Annotated in this window: 16 protein-coding genes and 1 pseudogene; 11 read left to right on the top strand and 6 right to left on the bottom strand. The window is 63.3% G+C overall.

The genetic code is table 11. The features are described from left to right. Positions 1-120 precede the first annotated feature (120 nt). From rbfA to C7G42_RS01925, 5 genes are all read left to right on the top strand, one after another. A complete protein-coding gene (gene rbfA / locus C7G42_RS01945; protein ID WP_106947408.1) occupies positions 121-555 on the top strand; it encodes a 30S ribosome-binding factor RbfA in 435 nt (144 codons plus the stop codon). Beyond that, on the top strand, positions 552-1688 hold the full coding sequence (gene truB / locus C7G42_RS01940) for a tRNA pseudouridine(55) synthase TruB (protein ID WP_199580599.1): 1137 nt from the start codon (positions 552-554) through the stop codon (positions 1686-1688). Before rbfA ends, truB begins: the two co-directional genes overlap by 4 nt. A gap of 2 nt (positions 1689-1690) precedes the next feature. Then, positions 1691-1960, top strand: a complete 270-nt coding sequence (rpsO, locus tag C7G42_RS01935; protein WP_008131787.1) for a 30S ribosomal protein S15 — start codon at positions 1691-1693, stop codon at positions 1958-1960. Positions 1961-2340: 380 nt separating this feature from the next. Then, complete coding sequence (gene pnp, locus C7G42_RS01930) at positions 2341-4497, top strand: polyribonucleotide nucleotidyltransferase (protein ID WP_106947407.1); 2157 nt, start codon at positions 2341-2343, stop codon at positions 4495-4497. A gap of 200 nt (positions 4498-4697) precedes the next feature. Beyond that, positions 4698-5429, top strand: coding sequence for a superoxide dismutase (locus C7G42_RS01925; RefSeq protein WP_106948809.1), 732 nt, complete (start codon positions 4698-4700; stop codon positions 5427-5429). Positions 5430-5542: 113 nt separating this feature from the next. On the opposite strand, the gene katG is transcribed toward C7G42_RS01925, so the two are convergent. Beyond that, positions 5543-7711, bottom strand: a complete 2169-nt coding sequence (gene katG, locus C7G42_RS01920) for a catalase/peroxidase HPI (protein ID WP_106947406.1) — start codon at positions 7709-7711, stop codon at positions 5543-5545. 113 nt (positions 7712-7824) lie between these two features. Here katG and C7G42_RS01915 point away from each other — a divergent pair, with 113 nt between their 5' ends. From C7G42_RS01915 to C7G42_RS01900, 4 genes and pseudogenes are all read left to right on the top strand, one after another. After that, positions 7825-8751, top strand: a complete 927-nt coding sequence (locus C7G42_RS01915; protein WP_094894297.1) for a hydrogen peroxide-inducible genes activator — start codon at positions 7825-7827, stop codon at positions 8749-8751. Between the two features lie 11 nt (positions 8752-8762). Beyond that, positions 8763-8951 (top strand): annotated as a pseudogene (locus tag C7G42_RS35650) (GNAT family N-acetyltransferase); the annotation flags it as partial. A gap of 229 nt (positions 8952-9180) precedes the next feature. Next, entirely contained in the window at positions 9181-9870 is a 690-nt protein-coding gene (locus C7G42_RS01905; protein WP_245427486.1) for a hypothetical protein, read from the top strand. Positions 9871-9973: 103 nt separating this feature from the next. Further along, the gene (locus C7G42_RS01900; protein ID WP_106947404.1) at positions 9974-10570 is read left to right on the top strand and encodes a glutathione S-transferase family protein; all 597 of its coding nucleotides are present in this window, start codon (positions 9974-9976) and stop codon (positions 10568-10570) included. Positions 10571-10678: 108 nt separating this feature from the next. On the opposite strand, the gene fabI is transcribed toward C7G42_RS01900, so the two are convergent. The 3 genes from fabI to fabA form a co-directional block, all read right to left on the bottom strand. After that, positions 10679-11479 (bottom strand): enoyl-ACP reductase FabI, encoded by an 801-nt coding sequence (gene fabI, locus C7G42_RS01895; protein ID WP_106947403.1) that lies wholly within the window; start codon positions 11477-11479, stop codon positions 10679-10681. Positions 11480-11644: 165 nt separating this feature from the next. Continuing rightward, positions 11645-12868, bottom strand: a complete 1224-nt coding sequence (gene fabB / locus C7G42_RS01890; protein WP_106947402.1) for a beta-ketoacyl-ACP synthase I — start codon at positions 12866-12868, stop codon at positions 11645-11647. Between the two features lie 39 nt (positions 12869-12907). Continuing rightward, positions 12908-13429: a bifunctional 3-hydroxydecanoyl-ACP dehydratase/trans-2-decenoyl-ACP isomerase gene (gene fabA / locus C7G42_RS01885; protein ID WP_094894282.1), complete on the bottom strand. Its 522-nt coding sequence runs from the start codon at positions 13427-13429 to the stop codon at positions 12908-12910. 352 nt (positions 13430-13781) lie between these two features. Between fabA and irrA the strand changes: the two genes are divergently transcribed. After that, the gene (irrA, locus tag C7G42_RS01880; protein ID WP_094894280.1) at positions 13782-14273 is read left to right on the top strand and encodes an iron response transcriptional regulator IrrA; all 492 of its coding nucleotides are present in this window, start codon (positions 13782-13784) and stop codon (positions 14271-14273) included. A gap of 65 nt (positions 14274-14338) precedes the next feature. On the opposite strand, the gene C7G42_RS01875 is transcribed toward irrA, so the two are convergent. After that, the gene (locus C7G42_RS01875; protein WP_106947401.1) at positions 14339-14869 is read right to left on the bottom strand and encodes an SH3 domain-containing protein; all 531 of its coding nucleotides are present in this window, start codon (positions 14867-14869) and stop codon (positions 14339-14341) included. 342 nt (positions 14870-15211) lie between these two features. Between C7G42_RS01875 and C7G42_RS01870 the strand changes: the two genes are divergently transcribed. Beyond that, positions 15212-16213 (top strand): 2-hydroxyacid dehydrogenase, encoded by a 1002-nt coding sequence (locus tag C7G42_RS01870; protein ID WP_094894271.1) that lies wholly within the window; start codon positions 15212-15214, stop codon positions 16211-16213. A 3-nt stretch (positions 16214-16216) separates the two neighbouring features. Here C7G42_RS01870 and C7G42_RS01865 read toward each other — a convergent pair whose 3' ends face one another. After that, positions 16217-17128 carry a LysR family transcriptional regulator gene (locus C7G42_RS01865; RefSeq protein ID WP_106947400.1) on the bottom strand — a complete coding sequence of 304 codons (912 nt, stop codon included), beginning with the start codon at positions 17126-17128 and terminating at the stop codon, positions 16217-16219. Positions 17129-17187: the final 59 nt, after the last annotated feature.

The raw sequence follows: 17187 nt of genomic DNA, 5'->3' as shown, positions 1-17187 counted from the left end.
GCTGAAATTGCGGGAGTGCGATGGCCGGATTTTTTCCGGCCATCCACCCCTCTTCGTTTCAACAAGACAACTGACAATGCCCGTGTCCCAAACACGGGCATGACGAGGTGATTTTCGAGAATGCCACGCCATCATCAGAAGAAGAGTTCCGCGCCAGGCGGAGGCTCGCAGCGGCAGCTGCGCGTCGGCGAACAAGTTCGCCACGCGATGGCCGAGATTCTGGCGCAAGGCAATGTGCATGATGCGGACCTCGAAGGTCACATCATCACCGTGCCGGAGGTGCGGATGTCGCCCGACCTGAAGCTCGCGACAGTCTATGTGATGCCGCTTGGTGGCCGCGACACCGAGGTCGTCATTGCTGCGCTCGAACGCAACAAGAAGTTTCTGCGCGGCGAGGTCGCGCATCGCGTTAACCTGAAATTTGCACCTGACCTTCGCTTCCGCGTCGACGAACGATTCGACGAAGCGGAACGGATCGAGAAGCTTTTGAGAACACCTGCGGTGCAGAAGGATCTGGAACAGGATCCGGACACGGATCGGGAAGAAGAACGATGACGATGGACCCTGCTCACGACACGATCAGCGGCGAACAGGCCGATCAGCGCGACGTGCAGAAAAACAATTTTGCGGACGATAATTTTGCGGGCTCGGGCGGCGATTCGCAGCCGCATCAGGAGCCGCGCCGCGTCAACAACGATCCGCGCGCCAACACCAGGCAGAAGGGCAACCAGGTCCGCCGCGACCGCCGCGACGTCCATGGTTGGGTCGTGCTCGACAAGCCGATCGGCATGACCTCGACGCAGGCGGTTGCGGTGCTCAAGCGTCTGTTCAACGCCAAGCGCGCCGGACACGCCGGCACGCTCGATCCGCTCGCCTCGGGGGGCTTGCCGATCGCGCTCGGGGAAGCCACCAAGACCGTTCCCTTCGTCATGGACGGCCGCAAGCGCTACCAGTTCACGGTGTGCTGGGGCGAAGAGCGCGACACCGACGACATCGAGGGCCGGGCGACCGCGACCTCCGACCAGCGTCCGACTCGCGAGGCCATCCTGGCCCTGTTGCCCCGCTTCACCGGGGTGATCGAGCAGATTCCGCCGCGTTATTCCGCGATCAAGGTCCAGGGCGAGCGCGCCTACGATCTCGCCCGCGACGGCGAAATCGTGGAACTGGCGGCCCGCCCGGTCGAAATTCACCATTTAACCCTTGTGGATCAACCGGATAACGATCACGCCGTGTTCGAGGCCGAATGCGGCAAGGGCACCTATGTCCGGGCACTGGCCCGCGATATGGGCCGGATTCTCGGCACTTACGGCCATATCTGCGCTCTCAGGCGGACCCTGGTCGGCCCATTTGGCGAAAACGACATGATTCCGCTGGATCAGCTGGAGGCTTTGTGCGATAGAGCCGCGTCCGGCGAGGGTAGCCTCGCGGACGCGCTTATGCCCGTTGAGACCGCGCTGGACGACATCCCGGCACTGGCCGTCACTCGGGCTGATGCGGCAAGGCTCCATCGGGGCCAGGCCGTTTTGTTGCGCGGACGGGATGCGCCCACAAGTAGCGGCACAGTCTATGTCACGGTGGCAGGCCGTCTTCTCGCGCTTGCTGAAGTCGGCAATGGCGAAATCATCCCCAAGCGTGTGTTCAACCTGACCGGCCTGACTGCCAGTTCCGGTCGCAACGAGAGAAATTGACGATGTCGATTGCCGCAGAACGCAAAGCGGAAGTCATCAAGACGAATGCCAACAAGGCCGGCGACACCGGCTCGCCGGAGGTTCAGGTCGCGATCCTGTCGGAACGCATCAACAACCTCACCAACCATTTCAAGACCCACGTGAAGGATAACCATTCGCGTCGCGGCCTCTTGAAGCTGGTCTCGACCCGCCGCTCGCTGCTCGACTATCTCAAGAAGCGGGACGAGGCGCGTTACAAGGCGCTGCTCGAGAAGCACAACATTCGTCGTTAAGAGTTCTTGCGCGCGCCCAACGGCGCGCGTTTTCGTACGTGGTTTCGAACGAAAGCGCTTATTTCAAGCTTTTTGATCGAAGTTACGCGCACGTCGGATGCGGGCCGTTGACGGCCGGCATCCGGGCATGAAGAGCGAAGATCGCAATGCGCGTATTCGCATTCGTGCCGACTGACAGTCCAGCAGCAATCCGGCGGCTGGGCACAACGGGCAAGGCGCCCGTATGACCCGAAAGGATGGACGCCATCCGAAATCCAGAAACCATGGCAGGATCGCAGGACGCTGATCGCCCGCTTCGATCAACGTCCCGCAATCTTGCGCATGGTTTTTGTTTTTCGAGAGCCGTCCCTTCTTTCGAGAACCCATGAAAGAAGACCTCTATGTTCAATAAGCATTCAGTCGAGATCGACTGGGGCGGACGCCCTCTCAAGCTGGAAACCGGCAAGATCGCCCGCCAGGCCGACGGCGCCGTCGTCGCCACCTATGGCGAGACCGTGGTTCTCGCCACCGTCGTTGCCGCGAAGTCGCCGCGCGAAGGCGTCGACTTCCTGCCGCTGACCGTCGATTACCAGGAAAAGACCTACGCCGCGGGCCGTATTCCCGGCGGCTATTTCAAGCGCGAGGGCCGTCCGACCGAGAAGGAGACGCTGGTCTCCCGCCTGATCGACCGTCCGATCCGTCCGCTGTTCGTCGACGGCTGGCGCAACGAGACCCAGGTGATCGTCACCGTGCTCTCGCACGACATGGAGAACGATCCGGACATCGTGGCGCTGGTGGCATCGTCTGCCGCGCTGACCCTGTCCGGCGCCCCCTTCAAGGGCCCGATCGGCGCCGCTCGCGTCGGCTTCGCCAATGACGAGTTCATCCTCAACCCGACGCTCGACGAGATGGTGGACACCCAGCTCGACCTCGTCGTCGCCGGCACTGCCGACGCCGTGCTGATGGTGGAATCGGAAGCCAAGGAGCTGAACGAAGACATCATGCTCGGCGCCGTGATGTTCGGTCATCGCCACTTCCAGCCGGTGATCAACGCGATCATCGAGCTCGCCGAAAAGGCCGCCAAGGAGCCGCGCGAAGTCACCACCATCGACAATTCGGCGCTCGAAAAGGAAATGCTCGGCCTCGTCGAGCAGGAGCTGCGCGCCGCCTACGCCATTCCGGTCAAGCAGGATCGCTACGCCGCGGTCGGCAAGGTCAAGGAAAAGGTGATCGCCCATTACTTCCCCGAAGGGCAGGAGCCGAAATACGACAAGCTGCGCATCTCCGGCGTGTTCAAAGAGCTCGAGGCGAAGATCGTTCGCTGGAACATCCTCGACACCGGCAAACGCATTGACGGCCGTGACAGCAAGACCGTCCGTAACATCGTCGCCGAAGTCGGCGTGCTGCCCCGCGCCCACGGCTCGGCGCTGTTCACCCGCGGCGAGACCCAGGCGCTGGTCGTGACCACGCTCGGCACCGGCGAAGACGAGCAGTACATCGACGCGCTGTCGGGAACGTACAAAGAGACGTTCCTGCTGCACTACAACTTCCCTCCCTACTCGGTCGGCGAGACCGGCCGCCTCGGCGGCACCAAACGCCGCGAGATCGGCCACGGCAAGCTGGCGTGGCGCGCGATCCATCCGGTGCTGCCGCCGCATCACGAATTCCCCTACACCACGCGCGTGGTGTCGGAGATCACCGAGTCGAACGGCTCGTCCTCGATGGCTTCGGTCTGCGGCGCTTCGCTCGCGCTGATGGATGCCGGCGTGCCGTTGAAGCGGCCGACCGCGGGCATCGCGATGGGCCTGATCCTCGAAGACAAGCGCTTCGCGGTTCTCTCGGACATCCTCGGCGACGAGGACCATCTCGGCGACATGGACTTCAAGGTCGCCGGTACGGAGCAAGGCATCACCTCGCTCCAGATGGACATCAAGATCGAGGGCATCACCGAAGAAATCATGAAGGTGGCGCTCGCCCAGGCCAAGGATGGTCGTATCCACATCCTCGGCGAGATGTCCAAGGCGCTGACCAACGCCCGCGCCGAGCTCGGCGAATACGCGCCGCGCATCGAGACCTTCAAGATCGCCACCGACAAGATCCGCGAAGTGATCGGCACCGGCGGCAAGGTGATCCGCGAGATCGTCGAGAAGACCGGCGCCAAGGTCAACATCGAGGACGACGGCACCGTGAAGGTCGCCTCCAGCGACGGCGAGGCGATGAAGGCCGCGATCAAGTGGATCAAGTCGATCGCCTCCGATCCGGAAGTCGGCCAGATCTATGACGGCACCGTCGTCAAGGTGATGGAGTTCGGCGCCTTCGTGAACTTCTTCGGCTCCAAGGACGGTCTCGTCCACATCAGCCAGCTCGCTTCGGCGCGCGTGCAGAAGACCTCCGACGTCGTCAAGGAAGGCGACAAGGTCAAGGTCAAGCTGCTCGGCTTCGACGACCGCGGCAAGACCCGCCTGTCGATGAAGGTCGTCGACCAGACCACCGGCGAAGACCTCGAGGGCAAGGTCGGCGACGGCGAGAAGGCACCGCGCGAAGCGGCCGGGGAGTAATCGCTCGGCACTATCGGAGACACGAAGGGCGGCCTCTCGGCCGCCCTTTTTTATTGGCTGCCTGCAGCGGGCATCATCAAGATGGCAATGCGCGATTCCGCCGCAGCGTCACAATGACTGTGATCGAAACCGGCGGGGGTCCCTGCTGCGTAGCTGGTCTCACGCTCGATCAGCGGATCGTCCCCAGACAGGAGAAGCACATGTCATCCATATCCAGGCGCCGTCTCATGTTCGCTGCAACAGGCCTTGTTGCCGCTGCCGCGGCTCCGCGCCTTGTGTTCGCGCAGGCCGCCGTGGCGCCCGCAGGTCCGTTCAAGCTCGATCCGCTGGCCTATCCGGCGAACGCGCTGGAACCGCATATCGATGCCAGGACGATGGAGATCCATCACGACCGCCATCACCAGGCGTTCATCACCAACCTGAACAATTTCGCCAAGGACAATCCGCAGATCGCCGATAAGCCGGTCAGCGAGGTGCTGGGCAATCTCAATGCCGTGCCGGAGGCCATCCGCACCGGCGTCCGCAACAGCATGGGCGGCCACGCCAATCACACCATGTTCTGGCAAATCATGGGACCGAACGGCGGCAAGCCGGAGGGCGCCCTGCTCGCGGCGATCGATAGCGATCTCGGCGGCATGGAGAAATTCCAGACCGACTTCAACGCTGCCGGCGGTCGCGTGTTCGGTTCGGGCTGGGTGTTCGTGACGGTCGGCAAGGATGGCAAGCTCGCGATCGAGACTCGTCCTAATCAGGACAATCCGATGATGGACGGCAAGCGCGCTTTGCTCGGCAACGACGTCTGGGAGCACGCCTATTACCTGAACTACCAGAATCGCCGGGCCGATTATCTCAAGGCATGGTGGAACACGGTGAACTGGAAAGTCGTCGGCGAGCGCTACGCAGCCGCGAAGGCGGGTACACTCGGCGTGTGACCGCTCACAGCGACCACGAGAAAAGGGCGGCCTCACAGCCGCCCTTTCCTTAAATTGAGAGATGCTTCAAAGCGTCACTCCCCCTTTCCCCAAAAGGAGAGGAGGAGATGGCGTTACTGGCGCACGATGTCGTACCGATCGAGGTTCATCACCTTGGTCCAGGCCTTGGCGAAGTCCTTCACGAACTTCTCCTTGGCGTCCGAGGTGGCATAGACCTCGGCGTAGGCGCGAAGCTGCGAGTGGGCGCCGAAGATCAGGTCGACGCGCGTGCCGGTCCACTTGACCGCGTTGGTCTTGCGGTCGCGGGCCTCATAGGTGCCGTCAGCCGCCTGGGACCACTGCGTGCTCATGTCGAGCAGGTTGACGAAGAAGTCGTTGCTCAGCGTTCCCACCTTGGAGGTGAGGACGCCGTGCTTCGAACCATTCGCGTTGGCACCGAGCACGCGCAGGCCGCCGAGAAGCGCCGTCATCTCCGGGCCGGTGAGCCGGAGCAGCTGCGCGCGATCGACCAGGGCTTCCTCCTGCTGCATGAACTGATGCCGCTTGCCGACGAAGTTGCGGAAACCATCGGCGCGCGGCTCCAGCGGAGCAAACGAAGCAGCGTCAGTCTGCTCCTGCGAGGCATCCATGCGACCCGGCGTGAAGCCGACCTTCACATCGACGCCGGCATCCTTCGCGGCCTTCTCGACCGCGGCGGTGCCGCCGAGCACGATCAGATCGGCCAGCGAGACCTTCTTCGCGCCCGACGAGGCGTTGAAGTCCTTCTGGATCGCTTCGAGCTTGCCGAGCACCTTGGAGAGCTGGGCCGGCTCGTTCACCTCCCAATCCTTCTGCGGGGCAAGCCGGATGCGCGCGCCGTTGGCACCACCGCGCTTGTCCGAACCGCGGAACGTCGAGGCCGACGCCCACGCCGCCGAGACCAGCTCGGACACCGAGAGGCCCGAGGCCAGGATCTTGGTCTTCAGCGCGGCGATATCCTGATCGCTGGCCAGCTCGTGATTCAAGGCCGGGATCGGATCCTGCCAGATCAGCGTCTCCTTCGGCACCAGCGGGCCGAGATAGCGCTGGATCGGGCCCATGTCGCGATGGGTGAGCTTGAACCAGGCGCGGGCAAAGGCGTCGGCGAACTGAGCCGGGTTCTCCAGGAAGCGCCGCGAGATCTTCTCATAGGCCGGGTCGAAGCGCAGCGAGAGGTCGGTGGTCAGCATCGTCGGCCGATGCTTCTTCGACTTGTCGAAGGCGTCGGGAATGATGGCGTCGGCACCCTTGGCCGTCCACTGGTTCGCACCGCCCGGGCTTTTCGTCAGCTCCCATTCGAAGTTGAACAGGTTCTCGAAGAAGTTGTTGCTCCACTTTGTCGGCGTGGTCGTCCACGTTACTTCGAGACCGCTGGTGATGGCATCGCCCGAGTGGCCCGACGCGTGCTTGCTCTTCCAGCCGAGGCCCTGATCTTCCAGAGCGCCCGCCTCCGGCTCCGGCCCGACCAGAGAGGGATCGCCTGCACCATGGGTCTTGCCGAAGCTGTGGCCACCCGCGATCAGCGCGACGGTTTCCTCGTCGTTCATCGCCATGCGGGCGAAGGTCTCGCGGATGTCCTTGGCCGCGGCAACTGGATCCGGCTTGCCGTTCGGACCTTCCGGGTTGACGTAGATGAGGCCCATCTGCACCGCGCCGAGCGGCTCGGCGAGCTCGCGTTCGCCGCTGTAGCGTTCATCGCCAAGCCAAGTGCCTTCGGGACCCCAATAAAGTTCTTCCGGCTCCCAGACGTCGACGCGACCGCCGGCGAAACCGAACGTCTTGAAGCCCATCGATTCCAGCGCGACGTTGCCGGCGAGCACCATCAGATCGGCCCATGAAATCTTGCGGCCGTATTTCTGCTTGATCGGCCAGAGCAGACGGCGCGCCTTGTCGAGGTTGGCGTTGTCGGGCCAGCTGTTGAGCGGTGCGAAACGCTGCTGGCCGGCACCCGCGCCACCGCGGCCGTCGGTGGTGCGGTAGGTGCCCGCGCTGTGCCAGGCCATGCGGATCATGAGGCCACCGTAATGACCGAAGTCGGCGGGCCACCATTCCTGCGAATCCGTCATCAGAGCGGTCAGGTCCTTGATGACCGCATTGAGATCGAGCGACTTGAACTCCTTGGCGTAGTCGAAGTCGTTGTCCATCGGGTCCGACTTGGCGGAATTCTTGTGCAGCGTCTCGATGCTGAGCTGGGTCGGCCACCAATCGCGGTTCGCCGGCACGCGTTTTCCACCCGAAAACGGGCACTTCGAAGTGTCGTCCATGAATACCTCCTCTGGTGGCGCGAGTTCGCACCTTCGACCAGGTAGAACCACTCTAAGCCCCGCAGTCCATCAGGGGAAGTTGACTTTAATGATCGCTGCGATAGGATTTTCTGATGGCTAACGTGACGATGCGCCAGCTCCGGTATTTCGATGCGCTGGCGCGTCACGGCCATTTCGGCCGTGCCGCCGAGGCAAGCTCGATCTCGCAGCCAGCCCTGTCGATGCAGATCAAGGAACTGGAGGACGCGCTCGGCGGCCTGTTGCTGGAGCGCAGCGCCCGGCAGGTGGCCCTGACCCGGTTCGGCGAAGAGCTCGCGCCGCGCGTCCGCGACATCCTGCGCTCGGTCGACGAGCTCGGCGATTTCGCCCGCGCTTCGCAGGACCGCTTCGCCGGCCGGCTACGCATCGGCATGATCCCGACGATCGCGCCCTATCTGCTCCCCAAGATCACCAAGAATCTCACCCGCATGCATCCGGAACTCGACATTCGCGTGCGCGAGACGATGACCCCCCGGCTGATCCAGGAATTGGTGGACGGGCGGCTCGACACCGCCATCGTCGCGCTGCCGGTATCCGAACCCTCGCTCACCGAGGTCGCGCTGTTCGACGAGAAATTCCTGCTGGTCCGGCCGGGCTCCGATGAAGGCACACCGGTGCCCTCGCGTGAGATGATGCGCGAGATGCGGCTGCTGCTGCTTGAAGAAGGACACTGCTTCCGCGATCAGGCGCTGTCGTTCTGCAACATGCAATCGGCGCCGCCGCGCGAGATGCTGGATGCGAACTCGCTGTCGACGCTGGTCCAGATGGTCAGCGCCGGCATCGGCGTGACGCTGATTCCGGAGATGGCGGTGCCGGTGGAGACCCGGTCGGCCTCGGTCTCGCTCGCGCGCTTCCGCGACCCCGAGCCATCCCGCACCATCGGCATGGTCTGGCGCAAGACCAGCCCGCTGGCGCGCCAGCTGCTCCAGATTTCCGAGGTGGTCTGCCTGTCGGCCGGCAAGGTGCGCGCACGTCCATCTGTGCGCAGCCAGCGGGCGTAGACCTTGGATGTCTCGGGCGGAAGCTGCTCGCGTTCACACGCGCGCAGATGCCGGACGAGATGCACCTACGTTGCGTCCGCGAGAACGAGAAAGCCTGGCGCTGGTACGTGCGCGAAGACTTCGTATTCGAGAAGCAGGAGATCGATCCGTCGGACGGGTTCTTGATGAAATATTATCGATGGAAGCGCCCCATCGGGTAGGCGCCGATTTCGGGTGCAGCTTGCGGTTGTCACGATCCCCATCTAATCTGAGTCATCCGACGACCTCCGGTTTCTGATCCCCCTGGACTCCATGTTTCGATTTGCTGCCTCATTACTCGCCCTGCTGTCCCTTACGGCTTCGGCATCGGCGCAAACTCCTCCTGCAAACTCCGCGTCTCCCGCACCAGCAAAACCGGCTGCCAAGAAGGCCGCGCCGAAGACCAAACCGGTGGCGAAGCAGCCGGTTGCGGTCGAGAGCGGCCCCTGCAAGCTCGGCGTGATCTCGGTGATCGGCGAGCGCTACTCCGTCCAGAAATTCGGGCTCACCCTTTTCGAGAACGAGGAGACCGAAGTCCCCATCGACTGGGGTCTCGACGATCTCGTGTTCGCGCGAGTGAAAGCCGCAACGGGCGGCGATCCCGGCGTTCGCAGGATCGCCTTTCCCAAGGGAGCCTTCGATCCCTTCTACAATCCGAAATCGCGATTCATTCCCGATCCCAATGAACGCCTGCCAGCGATCGTGCGGGGCATCACGCCGAACGTGAGCTGCGATCGCTATCTGGTTGCGACCACGTACAAGGGGGAATTGCCGGGCAGCCGCATGATGTTGAACGGCATCGGCACATTCAATCAAGGGCTCGGAAATCTGATCCGGCATTCGCATTTGTTCGCAAACATCTCGATCAACCTGATCGACGGCCGGAGCTACGAGGAGATCAAGCGCCCCTTTGTGAATTTCGGCGCGAACTTCGCCGCAAGTATGCGACTGACCGAAGACCCGCTTAACAAGCTCGACAATGACCAGTTCCCCAACCCACCCGCGACCGCTTCGAGCAGCGCGATTCTGCGCGAGAGAACGCGGGCGCTCATCACCGACAGGCTCGATCGGGGGCTTCCCGGCTATCTGATGCAAGACTGACACGCACTCGTTCGCGTCGACCAAGCTAAGTGCGTTGCGATTTCAAAGCGGACACGCGATGAATAAGCCTCGCTCGCCTCACGCCGATGGAAGGTTCCCCGTCATGATCAAGCTCTATTGGTCGCCCCGTTCGCGCTCGTTCACGACGCTTTGGCTGATGGAGGAGAGCGGCCTGCCTTATGAGCGCGTGCTGACCGATATCTCCATCGGCGCGCAGAAAGCGCCGGACTTCCTCAAAGTCAATCCGATGGGCAAGGTGCCGGCACTGTCCGACGGCGATGTTGCACTCGGCGAGGCCGCCGCGATTTGCGCTTACATCGCCGACCGGTATCCCGAGACCAAGCTCGCACCCGACATAGTCGATCCCCAGCGCGGGCGCTATTTGCAATGGTTGTTCTTCTCGCCTGGCTGCATCGAGCCCGCCATCATCCAGATCTTTACCAAGATCGAGATCCCGACATCGACCGCGGCCTGGGGCAGCGCGACGCAGGTGTTCGACGTGCTCGAGGCCGCGCTTGCCAAGGGGCCGTGGATTCTCGGCGAGAAATTTTCGGCCGCCGACATCACGATCGGCTCGGGTCTGAATTTCGCGGTGCGGCAGTTCAAGATGGTGCCGTCGCGCCCCGCCTTCGATGCCTATCTCGCGCGCTGCACGGCACGGCCGGCGTTCCAGCGTGCGGAGAAGATCGCAGCGGGCTGAAGCACCTCTCGTAGAGTGTGCGAAGGCGCCTTCGCCGTGCCCACGATCTGCAATTATTGAGAGACGGTGGGCACGTCGCTTGCGCTCCTTTGCCCACCCAACGAAGTCCTACTCCGGGGTCTTCAAATCGTCCGGCCGCGGCATCAGGATGGTGTTGTAGCCGGAATCGACATAGTGGATCTCGCCGGTCACGCCGCCCGAGAGGTCCGACAACAGATACAGCGCCGAACCGCCGAGCTCTTCGAGCGTGACGCCGCGGCGGAGCGGCGAATGCTTCTGCATGAAGGCGAACATCGCGCGCGCCTCGCCGATGCCGGAGCCAGCAAGCGTGCGGATGGGTCCCGCGGAGATCGCGTTGACGCGGATGCCGCGCGGTCCGAAATCGGAGGCGAGATAGCGCACGGAGGCTTCCAGCGCCGCCTTGGCCACGCCCATCACGTTGTAGTTCGGCATCGCGCGCTCGGAGGCGCCGAAGGTCAGCGTGATCATGCTGCCGCCCTCGCTCATCAGCTCGGCGGCGCGCTTGGCCACCTCCGTGAACGAGAAGCAGGAGATCACCATGGTACGCGAGAAGTTCTCGCGGCTGGTGTCGGCATAGCGGCCCTTCAATTCGTTCTTGTCGGCAAAGCCGATGGCGTGGATGACGAAGTCGAGCTTGCCCCATTTTTCGCGAAGCACGTCGAAGGTCGCATCGACGCTGGCGATGTCCTCGACGTCGCAGGGCAGCACCAGATCGACTCCGAGCTGCTCCGCCAGCGGCTTGACGCGTTTGCCCAGCGCCTCGCCCTGGAAGGTGAAGGCGAGCTCGGCGCCGTGCGCATGCAGCGTCTTCGCCATGCCCCAGGCGATCGAATGATCATTGGCGATGCCCATGATCAGACCGCGCTTGCCCTTCATCAGACCTTCCATTTCAAGATCACCTTCCGCTCTTCGTCATGCCCGGGCTTGTCCCGGGCATCCACGCCCTTTGCAGCCTGAGGCCAATACGTGGATGGCCGGGACATCAAGCGCGAAGACGCGCTTCGCGCTTTTGCTGGCCATGACGAGAAAATCAACGCTGCGCCAGCAAGGACGTCACACATCCAGCCGGCTGAACACCAGCGTGGCGTTGGTGCCGCCGAAGCCGAACGAATTCGACAGCACGGTGCCGATTTTGACGTTGTCGATGCGCTTGCGCACGATCGGCATGTCGGCGAACACGGGATCGAGCTCCTGGATGTGGGCGCTCTCGCAGATGAAGCCATTGTTCATCATCAGCAACGAGTAGATCGCCTCCTGCACGCCGGTGGCGCCCAGCGAGTGGCCGGTCAGCGCCTTGGTCGCCGAGATCGGCGGGCACTTCTCGCCACTTCCGAACACGCGGCGAAGGGCGTCGATCTCCGGAGGATCGCCGGCCGGCGTCGAGGTCGCGTGCGGATTGATGTAGTCGACCTTGCTCTTCACCGTCGCCATCGCCATGCGCATGCAGCGCTCGGCGCCTTCGCCGGAGGGTGCGACCATGTCGTAGCCGTCCGAGGTCGCGCCGTAGCCGACGATCTCGCCGTAGATGCGGGCGCCGCGCGCTTTGGCATGCTCGAGCTCTTCCAGCACCAGCACGCCGGCACCGCCGGCAATGACGAAGCCGTCGCGGTTGACGTCGTAGGGACGCGACGCGGTGGCCGGCGTGTCGTTGTACTTCGAGGACATCGCGCCCATGGCGTCGAACAGCACGGACAGCGACCAGTCCAGCTCCTCGCAGCCACCGGCGAAGATGACGTCCTGCTTGCCGATCTGGATCGTCTCATAGGCGTTGCCGACGCAATGGTTCGACGTCGCACAGGCCGAGGAGATCGAATAGTTCACACCCTTGATCTTGAACCAGGTCGCAAGCGTCGCGGAAGCCGTGGACGACATCGCCTTCGGCACTGCGAAAGGTCCGACGCGCTTCGGTCCCTTGGTGCGGGTGATGTCGGCGGATTCGACGATGGTGCGTGCCGAGGGACCGCCGGAGCCCATGATGATGCCGGTGCGGATATTGGAGACTTCCTCAGGGCTCAGGCCGGAGTCCTGGATCGCCTGCTCCATCGCGACGTGATTCCACGCCGCGCCCTGGCCGAGGAAACGCATCGCGCGGCGGTCGACCACCGTCGCGGGATCGAGCGTCGGCGCGCCCTGCACCTGCGAACGGAAGCCGAGCTCGGCATATTTCTCAGCCCGAGAAATGCCCGACTTCGCCTCGTGAAGGCTCGCAAGCACTTCCTGGGTGTTGTTTCCGATCGACGAGACAATGCCCATCCCGGTGACCACAACCCGCCTCATGACAGCCTCGCCTCAATCGTTGTTGTCTTGGTGATGCGCTCAGCCCAGGTCCGTGCCCTGCTTGAACAGGCCGACCTTCAAGTCCTTGGCGCGATAGATAATCTGGTCATCGACCGAAAGCCATCCATCGGCGATGCCAAGCACGAGCTTTGAACGCATCACGCGCTTGATATCGACGTTGTACACAACCTTGCGGGCCTCGGGCAGCACCTGACCGCTGAACTTTAATTCGTTCAAGCCAAGCGCGCGGCCGCGACCTTCGCCCCCGGTCCAGCCCAGAAAAAAGCCGACCATTTGCCACAGCGCGTCGAGACCGAGGCAGCCAGGCATCACCGGATCGTTCTTGAAGTGGCAGCCGAAGAACCAGAGATCGGGCTTCACGTCGAGCTCGGCGCGCACCAGCCCCTTGCCGAACTCGCCGCCATTGTCGTTGATATCAGTGATGCGGTCGAACATCAGCATCGGCGGCAGCGGCAGCTGGGCATTGCCCGGGCCGAACATCTCGCCGCGGCCACAGGCCAGCAGATCTTCGTATTCGTAACCGTTGCGCCTGTTCAGCATGCACGAGCCTCTGTTTGAAATCCGATTGAGCGGCGCTTCTTGGCGAAAATGGGCCCCGTCTCGGTCGGAGAGCAACGCCAATTGCCACTGTCAGGGCGCTGCGCCCGCTTGCCCCGGATGGACCGCGGACCGGGCCTCGATGCCCGGCTGCGCCAAAATCGGCTAAGCGGAACCGCGCGCTCTCTAACACAGGCCATTTCAGGTGGCAAAGCCGATACATGAAGGTAAATGACGCGATCCCCGGCGGGTTCCAAGCCTGATTAGAACCTCTCTAGTTGCGAGAAACTTGCATCTGCATCTATCTGTTCTTATATTGCAGATACATATTGTTCACGCGTGCCGAAGTCTGGAAATGAACGAGAATACCGCGCCCCATCACGACGACGACGTCCATGCCGCGGCCCTCTTGTCCGGCCGCCAGCCGGCTTTGACCGGCTGCCCCTGGCATGACGTCAACGAAATGCTCCAGTCCGCGGGGCTCCGTCCGACGCGCCAACGCATGGCGCTCGGCTGGCTGTTGTTCGGCAAGGGTGCTCGCCACCTCACGGCTGAAATGCTGTACGAGGAAGCGACGCTGGCCAAGGTCCCGGTGTCGCTGGCGACCGTCTACAACACGCTGAACCAGCTCACCGATGCCGGCCTGCTCCGGCAGGTCAGTGTTGACGGCACCAAGACCTATTTCGACACCAACGTCACCACCCACCACCACTATTACCTCGAGAACAGCCACGAGCTGGTCGACATCGAGGATCCGCATCTGGCGCTGTCCAAGATGCCGGAGGTGCCGGAGGGCTACGAGATCGCGCGCATCGACATGGTCGTGCGCCTGCGCAAGAAGCGCTGAGATCTACCGAAATCAATCTGAGACCATTATGGCCGGGCTCGTCCCGGCCATTTTCGTTTGCAGCGTCAGTTGACCTGCTCGTCAGAATACACGCCCCAGAGGCGCTCCTGCTGGATCCAGCCGTCGAATCCGCTGCCGGTGACGCGGCACCAGTTTGCAGCGCACTTCTTTACCTGCGTGACGACGCCGGCCTGGAGTTTTGCGGCAACGGCGCTGTCAGGATCGGCGCGATCGTAGATCGGGGCGAGCTCGTCCTTGTGCTTCATGGTGACGACCGCGGTGCGGCGACCCGACAGCAGCGAGTGATAGACCCAGCCCTCGGCACCTTCGGAATCGCGCACCCGGCGCCAATTCTCGAACTCTGCGGTGATTTCCACCGGCAGGCCCGAACGGGTGTAGACCCAGGCCACGTCATTGTCCTTGGTCGGGCCGGCACGGACGTTCACATGATCCGATTTGAGGCTGACATAGCGCGGCACCGGCAGGCCGCTGGCGGTCTGAGGCGTGGTGTCCTTGGCCGAATGCGAAGGGCCGACCGTAGCGCTCAACCAGGTGCAAACGAGCGCCATCACCGAACAAAAACGCCCCAACGCCATCAACCCGTCTCCTGTCGAAGACCCGGCCCGAGCCGGGTCCTCACCCCAAATTCCAAAACCTGCCGCGCCACCCCCTGACCCGCCCCACGCGGGTGTTCCCCCAAGCCGGCTCCTTCAAGCCTTAACCCGTGGTTCTTGTCTTGGCCCGGCCTTCTGCTAGAGAGGACGGGCATCTGAACAACCAGTTTGCCCCGATTTTCCGACCGGAAATATCGGGAGAGCTTGAAGGAAACGCCGGGGACGGACACGGCAAAGGGCAGTGTCGAACAACCGGGTTAATGAGACCTCAACGACCGGCCTTTGGCGACAGAGGCGGCTTGCGACGCCTCATGAGAGCAGGACATGTCGGTGAAGAAAAAGCCCCTCGTCGTGGTGACGCGCAAGCTGCCGGATTCGATCGAGACGCGGATGCGCGAATTGTTCGACGCGCGGATCAATCTCGAGGACACGCCGATGTCCGCGGACCAGATCGCTGAAGCCGCACGCACCGCCGACGTGCTGGTTCCCACCGTCACCGACCATATCAGCGCCGACATCGTCAACCAGCCCGACTGCAAGCTGCGGCTGATCGCCAATTTCGGCAACGGCGTCGACAATATCGACGTGGAGGCCGCGCATGCCCGCGGCATCACCGTCACCAATACGCCGAAAGTCCTGACCGAGGACACCGCCGACATGACCATGGCGCTGATCCTCGCCGTGCCCAGGCGGATGATTGAAGGCGCCTCGATCCTGACCGAAGGAAAGCCGTGGGCCGGCTGGTCGCCGACCTGGATGCTTGGCCACCGCATCGGCGGCAAGCGGCTCGGCATCATCGGCATGGGCCGCATCGGCCAGGCGGTGGCGCGCCGTGCCCGCGCCTTCGGCCTGCAGATCCACTATCACAACCGCCGTCCCGTGGCGCCTGTCATCGCCGAAGAGCTTGGCGCGACCTATTGGGAAAGCCTCGACCAGATGCTGGCGCGGATGGACATCATTTCGGTGAACTGTCCGCACACGCCGGCGACCTATCATCTGCTCTCGGCGCGGCGGCTGAAGCTGATCCGGAAAGACGCCTACATCGTCAACACCGCGCGCGGCGAGGTGACCGACGAGGACACGCTAATCAAGCTGATCGAAGGCGGCGAAATTGCCGGCGCCGGCCTCGACGTCTACGAGCATGAGCCCGCGGTCAATCCGAAGCTGGTGCGGCTCGCCAAGGCCGGCAAGGTGACGCTGATGCCGCATATGGGCTCGGCCACGATCGAAGGCCGCGTCGAGATGGGCGAGAAGGTGATCATCAACATCCGCACCTTCCTCGACGCCCACAAGCCGCCGGATCGCGTGCTCCCGAGCATGCTCTGAGGTCTATTTCCTGCGCGCCTCGCGCTTGCGCCAGTCGGCGACGAAATCGATGAAGGCGCGCAGCGCGGGCGGCGTCTGGCGCCGGCTCGGGTAGTACAGAAACGGTCCGGGAAACGGCTCGCACCAATCTTCCATCAGGCTGATCAGCGCGCCGGACTTCAGGGCTTCGCCGACATAACCGTCGATCGTTGCCCAGATGCCCGCGCCGGCGAGCGCGGCCTGCATCGCAAGGTTCATGTTGGTCGAGATCAGCTTGGCCGGCGGATCGACCTTCACGATCTGGCCGGCCTTCTCGAACTCCCAATCATGCATCACGCCGCTCGAGTAGCGGGCGCGGATGCAATCGTGATCGAGCAGATCCTTCGGATGCTTCGGATCGCCGCGGCGCGCGACATAATCGGGCGAGGCGACGACGACATAGTGCTGCGGACCGCTCAGCGGTATCGCTACCATGTCCTGCGCCAGATGCTCGCCATAGCGGACGCCGGCATCGTAGCCTCCGCTCACGATGTCGACGAAGCCGCTCTCGGACACGACGTCGAGATCGACCTGGGGATGGGCAGCGAGAAACGGCCCGACCATCGGCGCCAGCACGAGATCGACGGCCGGGGGCGGCGCGTTGATGCGCAGGCGGCCAGAGGCCACCCCGCGCAGACCCCGCACCTCCGCCAGGGCATCGCCGACATCGCGCAGCGCAGGTGCCACCCGCGACAGCAGCAGCTCGCCCGCCTCGGTCAAGGCAACGCTGCGGGTGGTGCGGTTCATCAGGCGGACACCGAGGCGCTCCTCGAGGTCCCGTAGGCGCTGGCTAAGGCTCGATACCGACACGCGAATTTCAACCGCCGCACGCCGGAAATTCCGGGTGCGGGCGACCGCCACGAAGACGTCGAGATCGCGCAGATCAGATTCGGTCATTGTTCGACACGATGAACAAGCCATTCGGCATTGTCCAGCTTATCGGGGCAATGGAGCGG

Origin of the sequence: Bradyrhizobium sp. MOS003 (assembly GCF_003020125.1) — a bacterium.
GTDB lineage: Bacteria > Pseudomonadota > Alphaproteobacteria > Rhizobiales > Xanthobacteraceae > Bradyrhizobium.
This window is presented reverse-complemented; position numbering and strand designations above follow the sequence as displayed.

Excerpts from the sequence above, each read along its gene's own strand:
- fabB (WP_106947402.1), bottom strand. The coding sequence starts at position 12,868 with ATGAGGCGGGTTGTGGTCACCGGGATGGGCATTGTCTCGTCGATCGGA.
- C7G42_RS01865 (WP_106947400.1), bottom strand. The coding sequence starts at position 17,128 with ATGACCGAATCTGATCTGCGCGATCTCGACGTCTTCGTGGCGGTCGCC.
- katG (WP_106947406.1), bottom strand. The coding sequence starts at position 7,711 with ATGGACGACACTTCGAAGTGCCCGTTTTCGGGTGGAAAACGCGTGCCG.
- fabI (WP_106947403.1), bottom strand. The coding sequence starts at position 11,479 with ATGGAAGGTCTGATGAAGGGCAAGCGCGGTCTGATCATGGGCATCGCC.
- truB (WP_199580599.1), top strand. The coding sequence starts at position 552 with ATGACGATGGACCCTGCTCACGACACGATCAGCGGCGAACAGGCCGAT.
- pnp (WP_106947407.1), top strand. The coding sequence starts at position 2,341 with ATGTTCAATAAGCATTCAGTCGAGATCGACTGGGGCGGACGCCCTCTC.
- C7G42_RS01900 (WP_106947404.1), top strand. The coding sequence starts at position 9,974 with ATGATCAAGCTCTATTGGTCGCCCCGTTCGCGCTCGTTCACGACGCTT.
- C7G42_RS01875 (WP_106947401.1), bottom strand. The coding sequence starts at position 14,869 with ATGGCGTTGGGGCGTTTTTGTTCGGTGATGGCGCTCGTTTGCACCTGG.
- irrA (WP_094894280.1), top strand. The coding sequence starts at position 13,782 with ATGAACGAGAATACCGCGCCCCATCACGACGACGACGTCCATGCCGCG.
- C7G42_RS01915 (WP_094894297.1), top strand. The coding sequence starts at position 7,825 with ATGGCTAACGTGACGATGCGCCAGCTCCGGTATTTCGATGCGCTGGCG.
- rpsO (WP_008131787.1), top strand. The coding sequence starts at position 1,691 with ATGTCGATTGCCGCAGAACGCAAAGCGGAAGTCATCAAGACGAATGCC.
- C7G42_RS01925 (WP_106948809.1), top strand. The coding sequence starts at position 4,698 with ATGTCATCCATATCCAGGCGCCGTCTCATGTTCGCTGCAACAGGCCTT.
- C7G42_RS01870 (WP_094894271.1), top strand. The coding sequence starts at position 15,212 with ATGTCGGTGAAGAAAAAGCCCCTCGTCGTGGTGACGCGCAAGCTGCCG.
- fabA (WP_094894282.1), bottom strand. The coding sequence starts at position 13,429 with ATGCTGAACAGGCGCAACGGTTACGAATACGAAGATCTGCTGGCCTGT.
- rbfA (WP_106947408.1), top strand. The coding sequence starts at position 121 with ATGCCACGCCATCATCAGAAGAAGAGTTCCGCGCCAGGCGGAGGCTCG.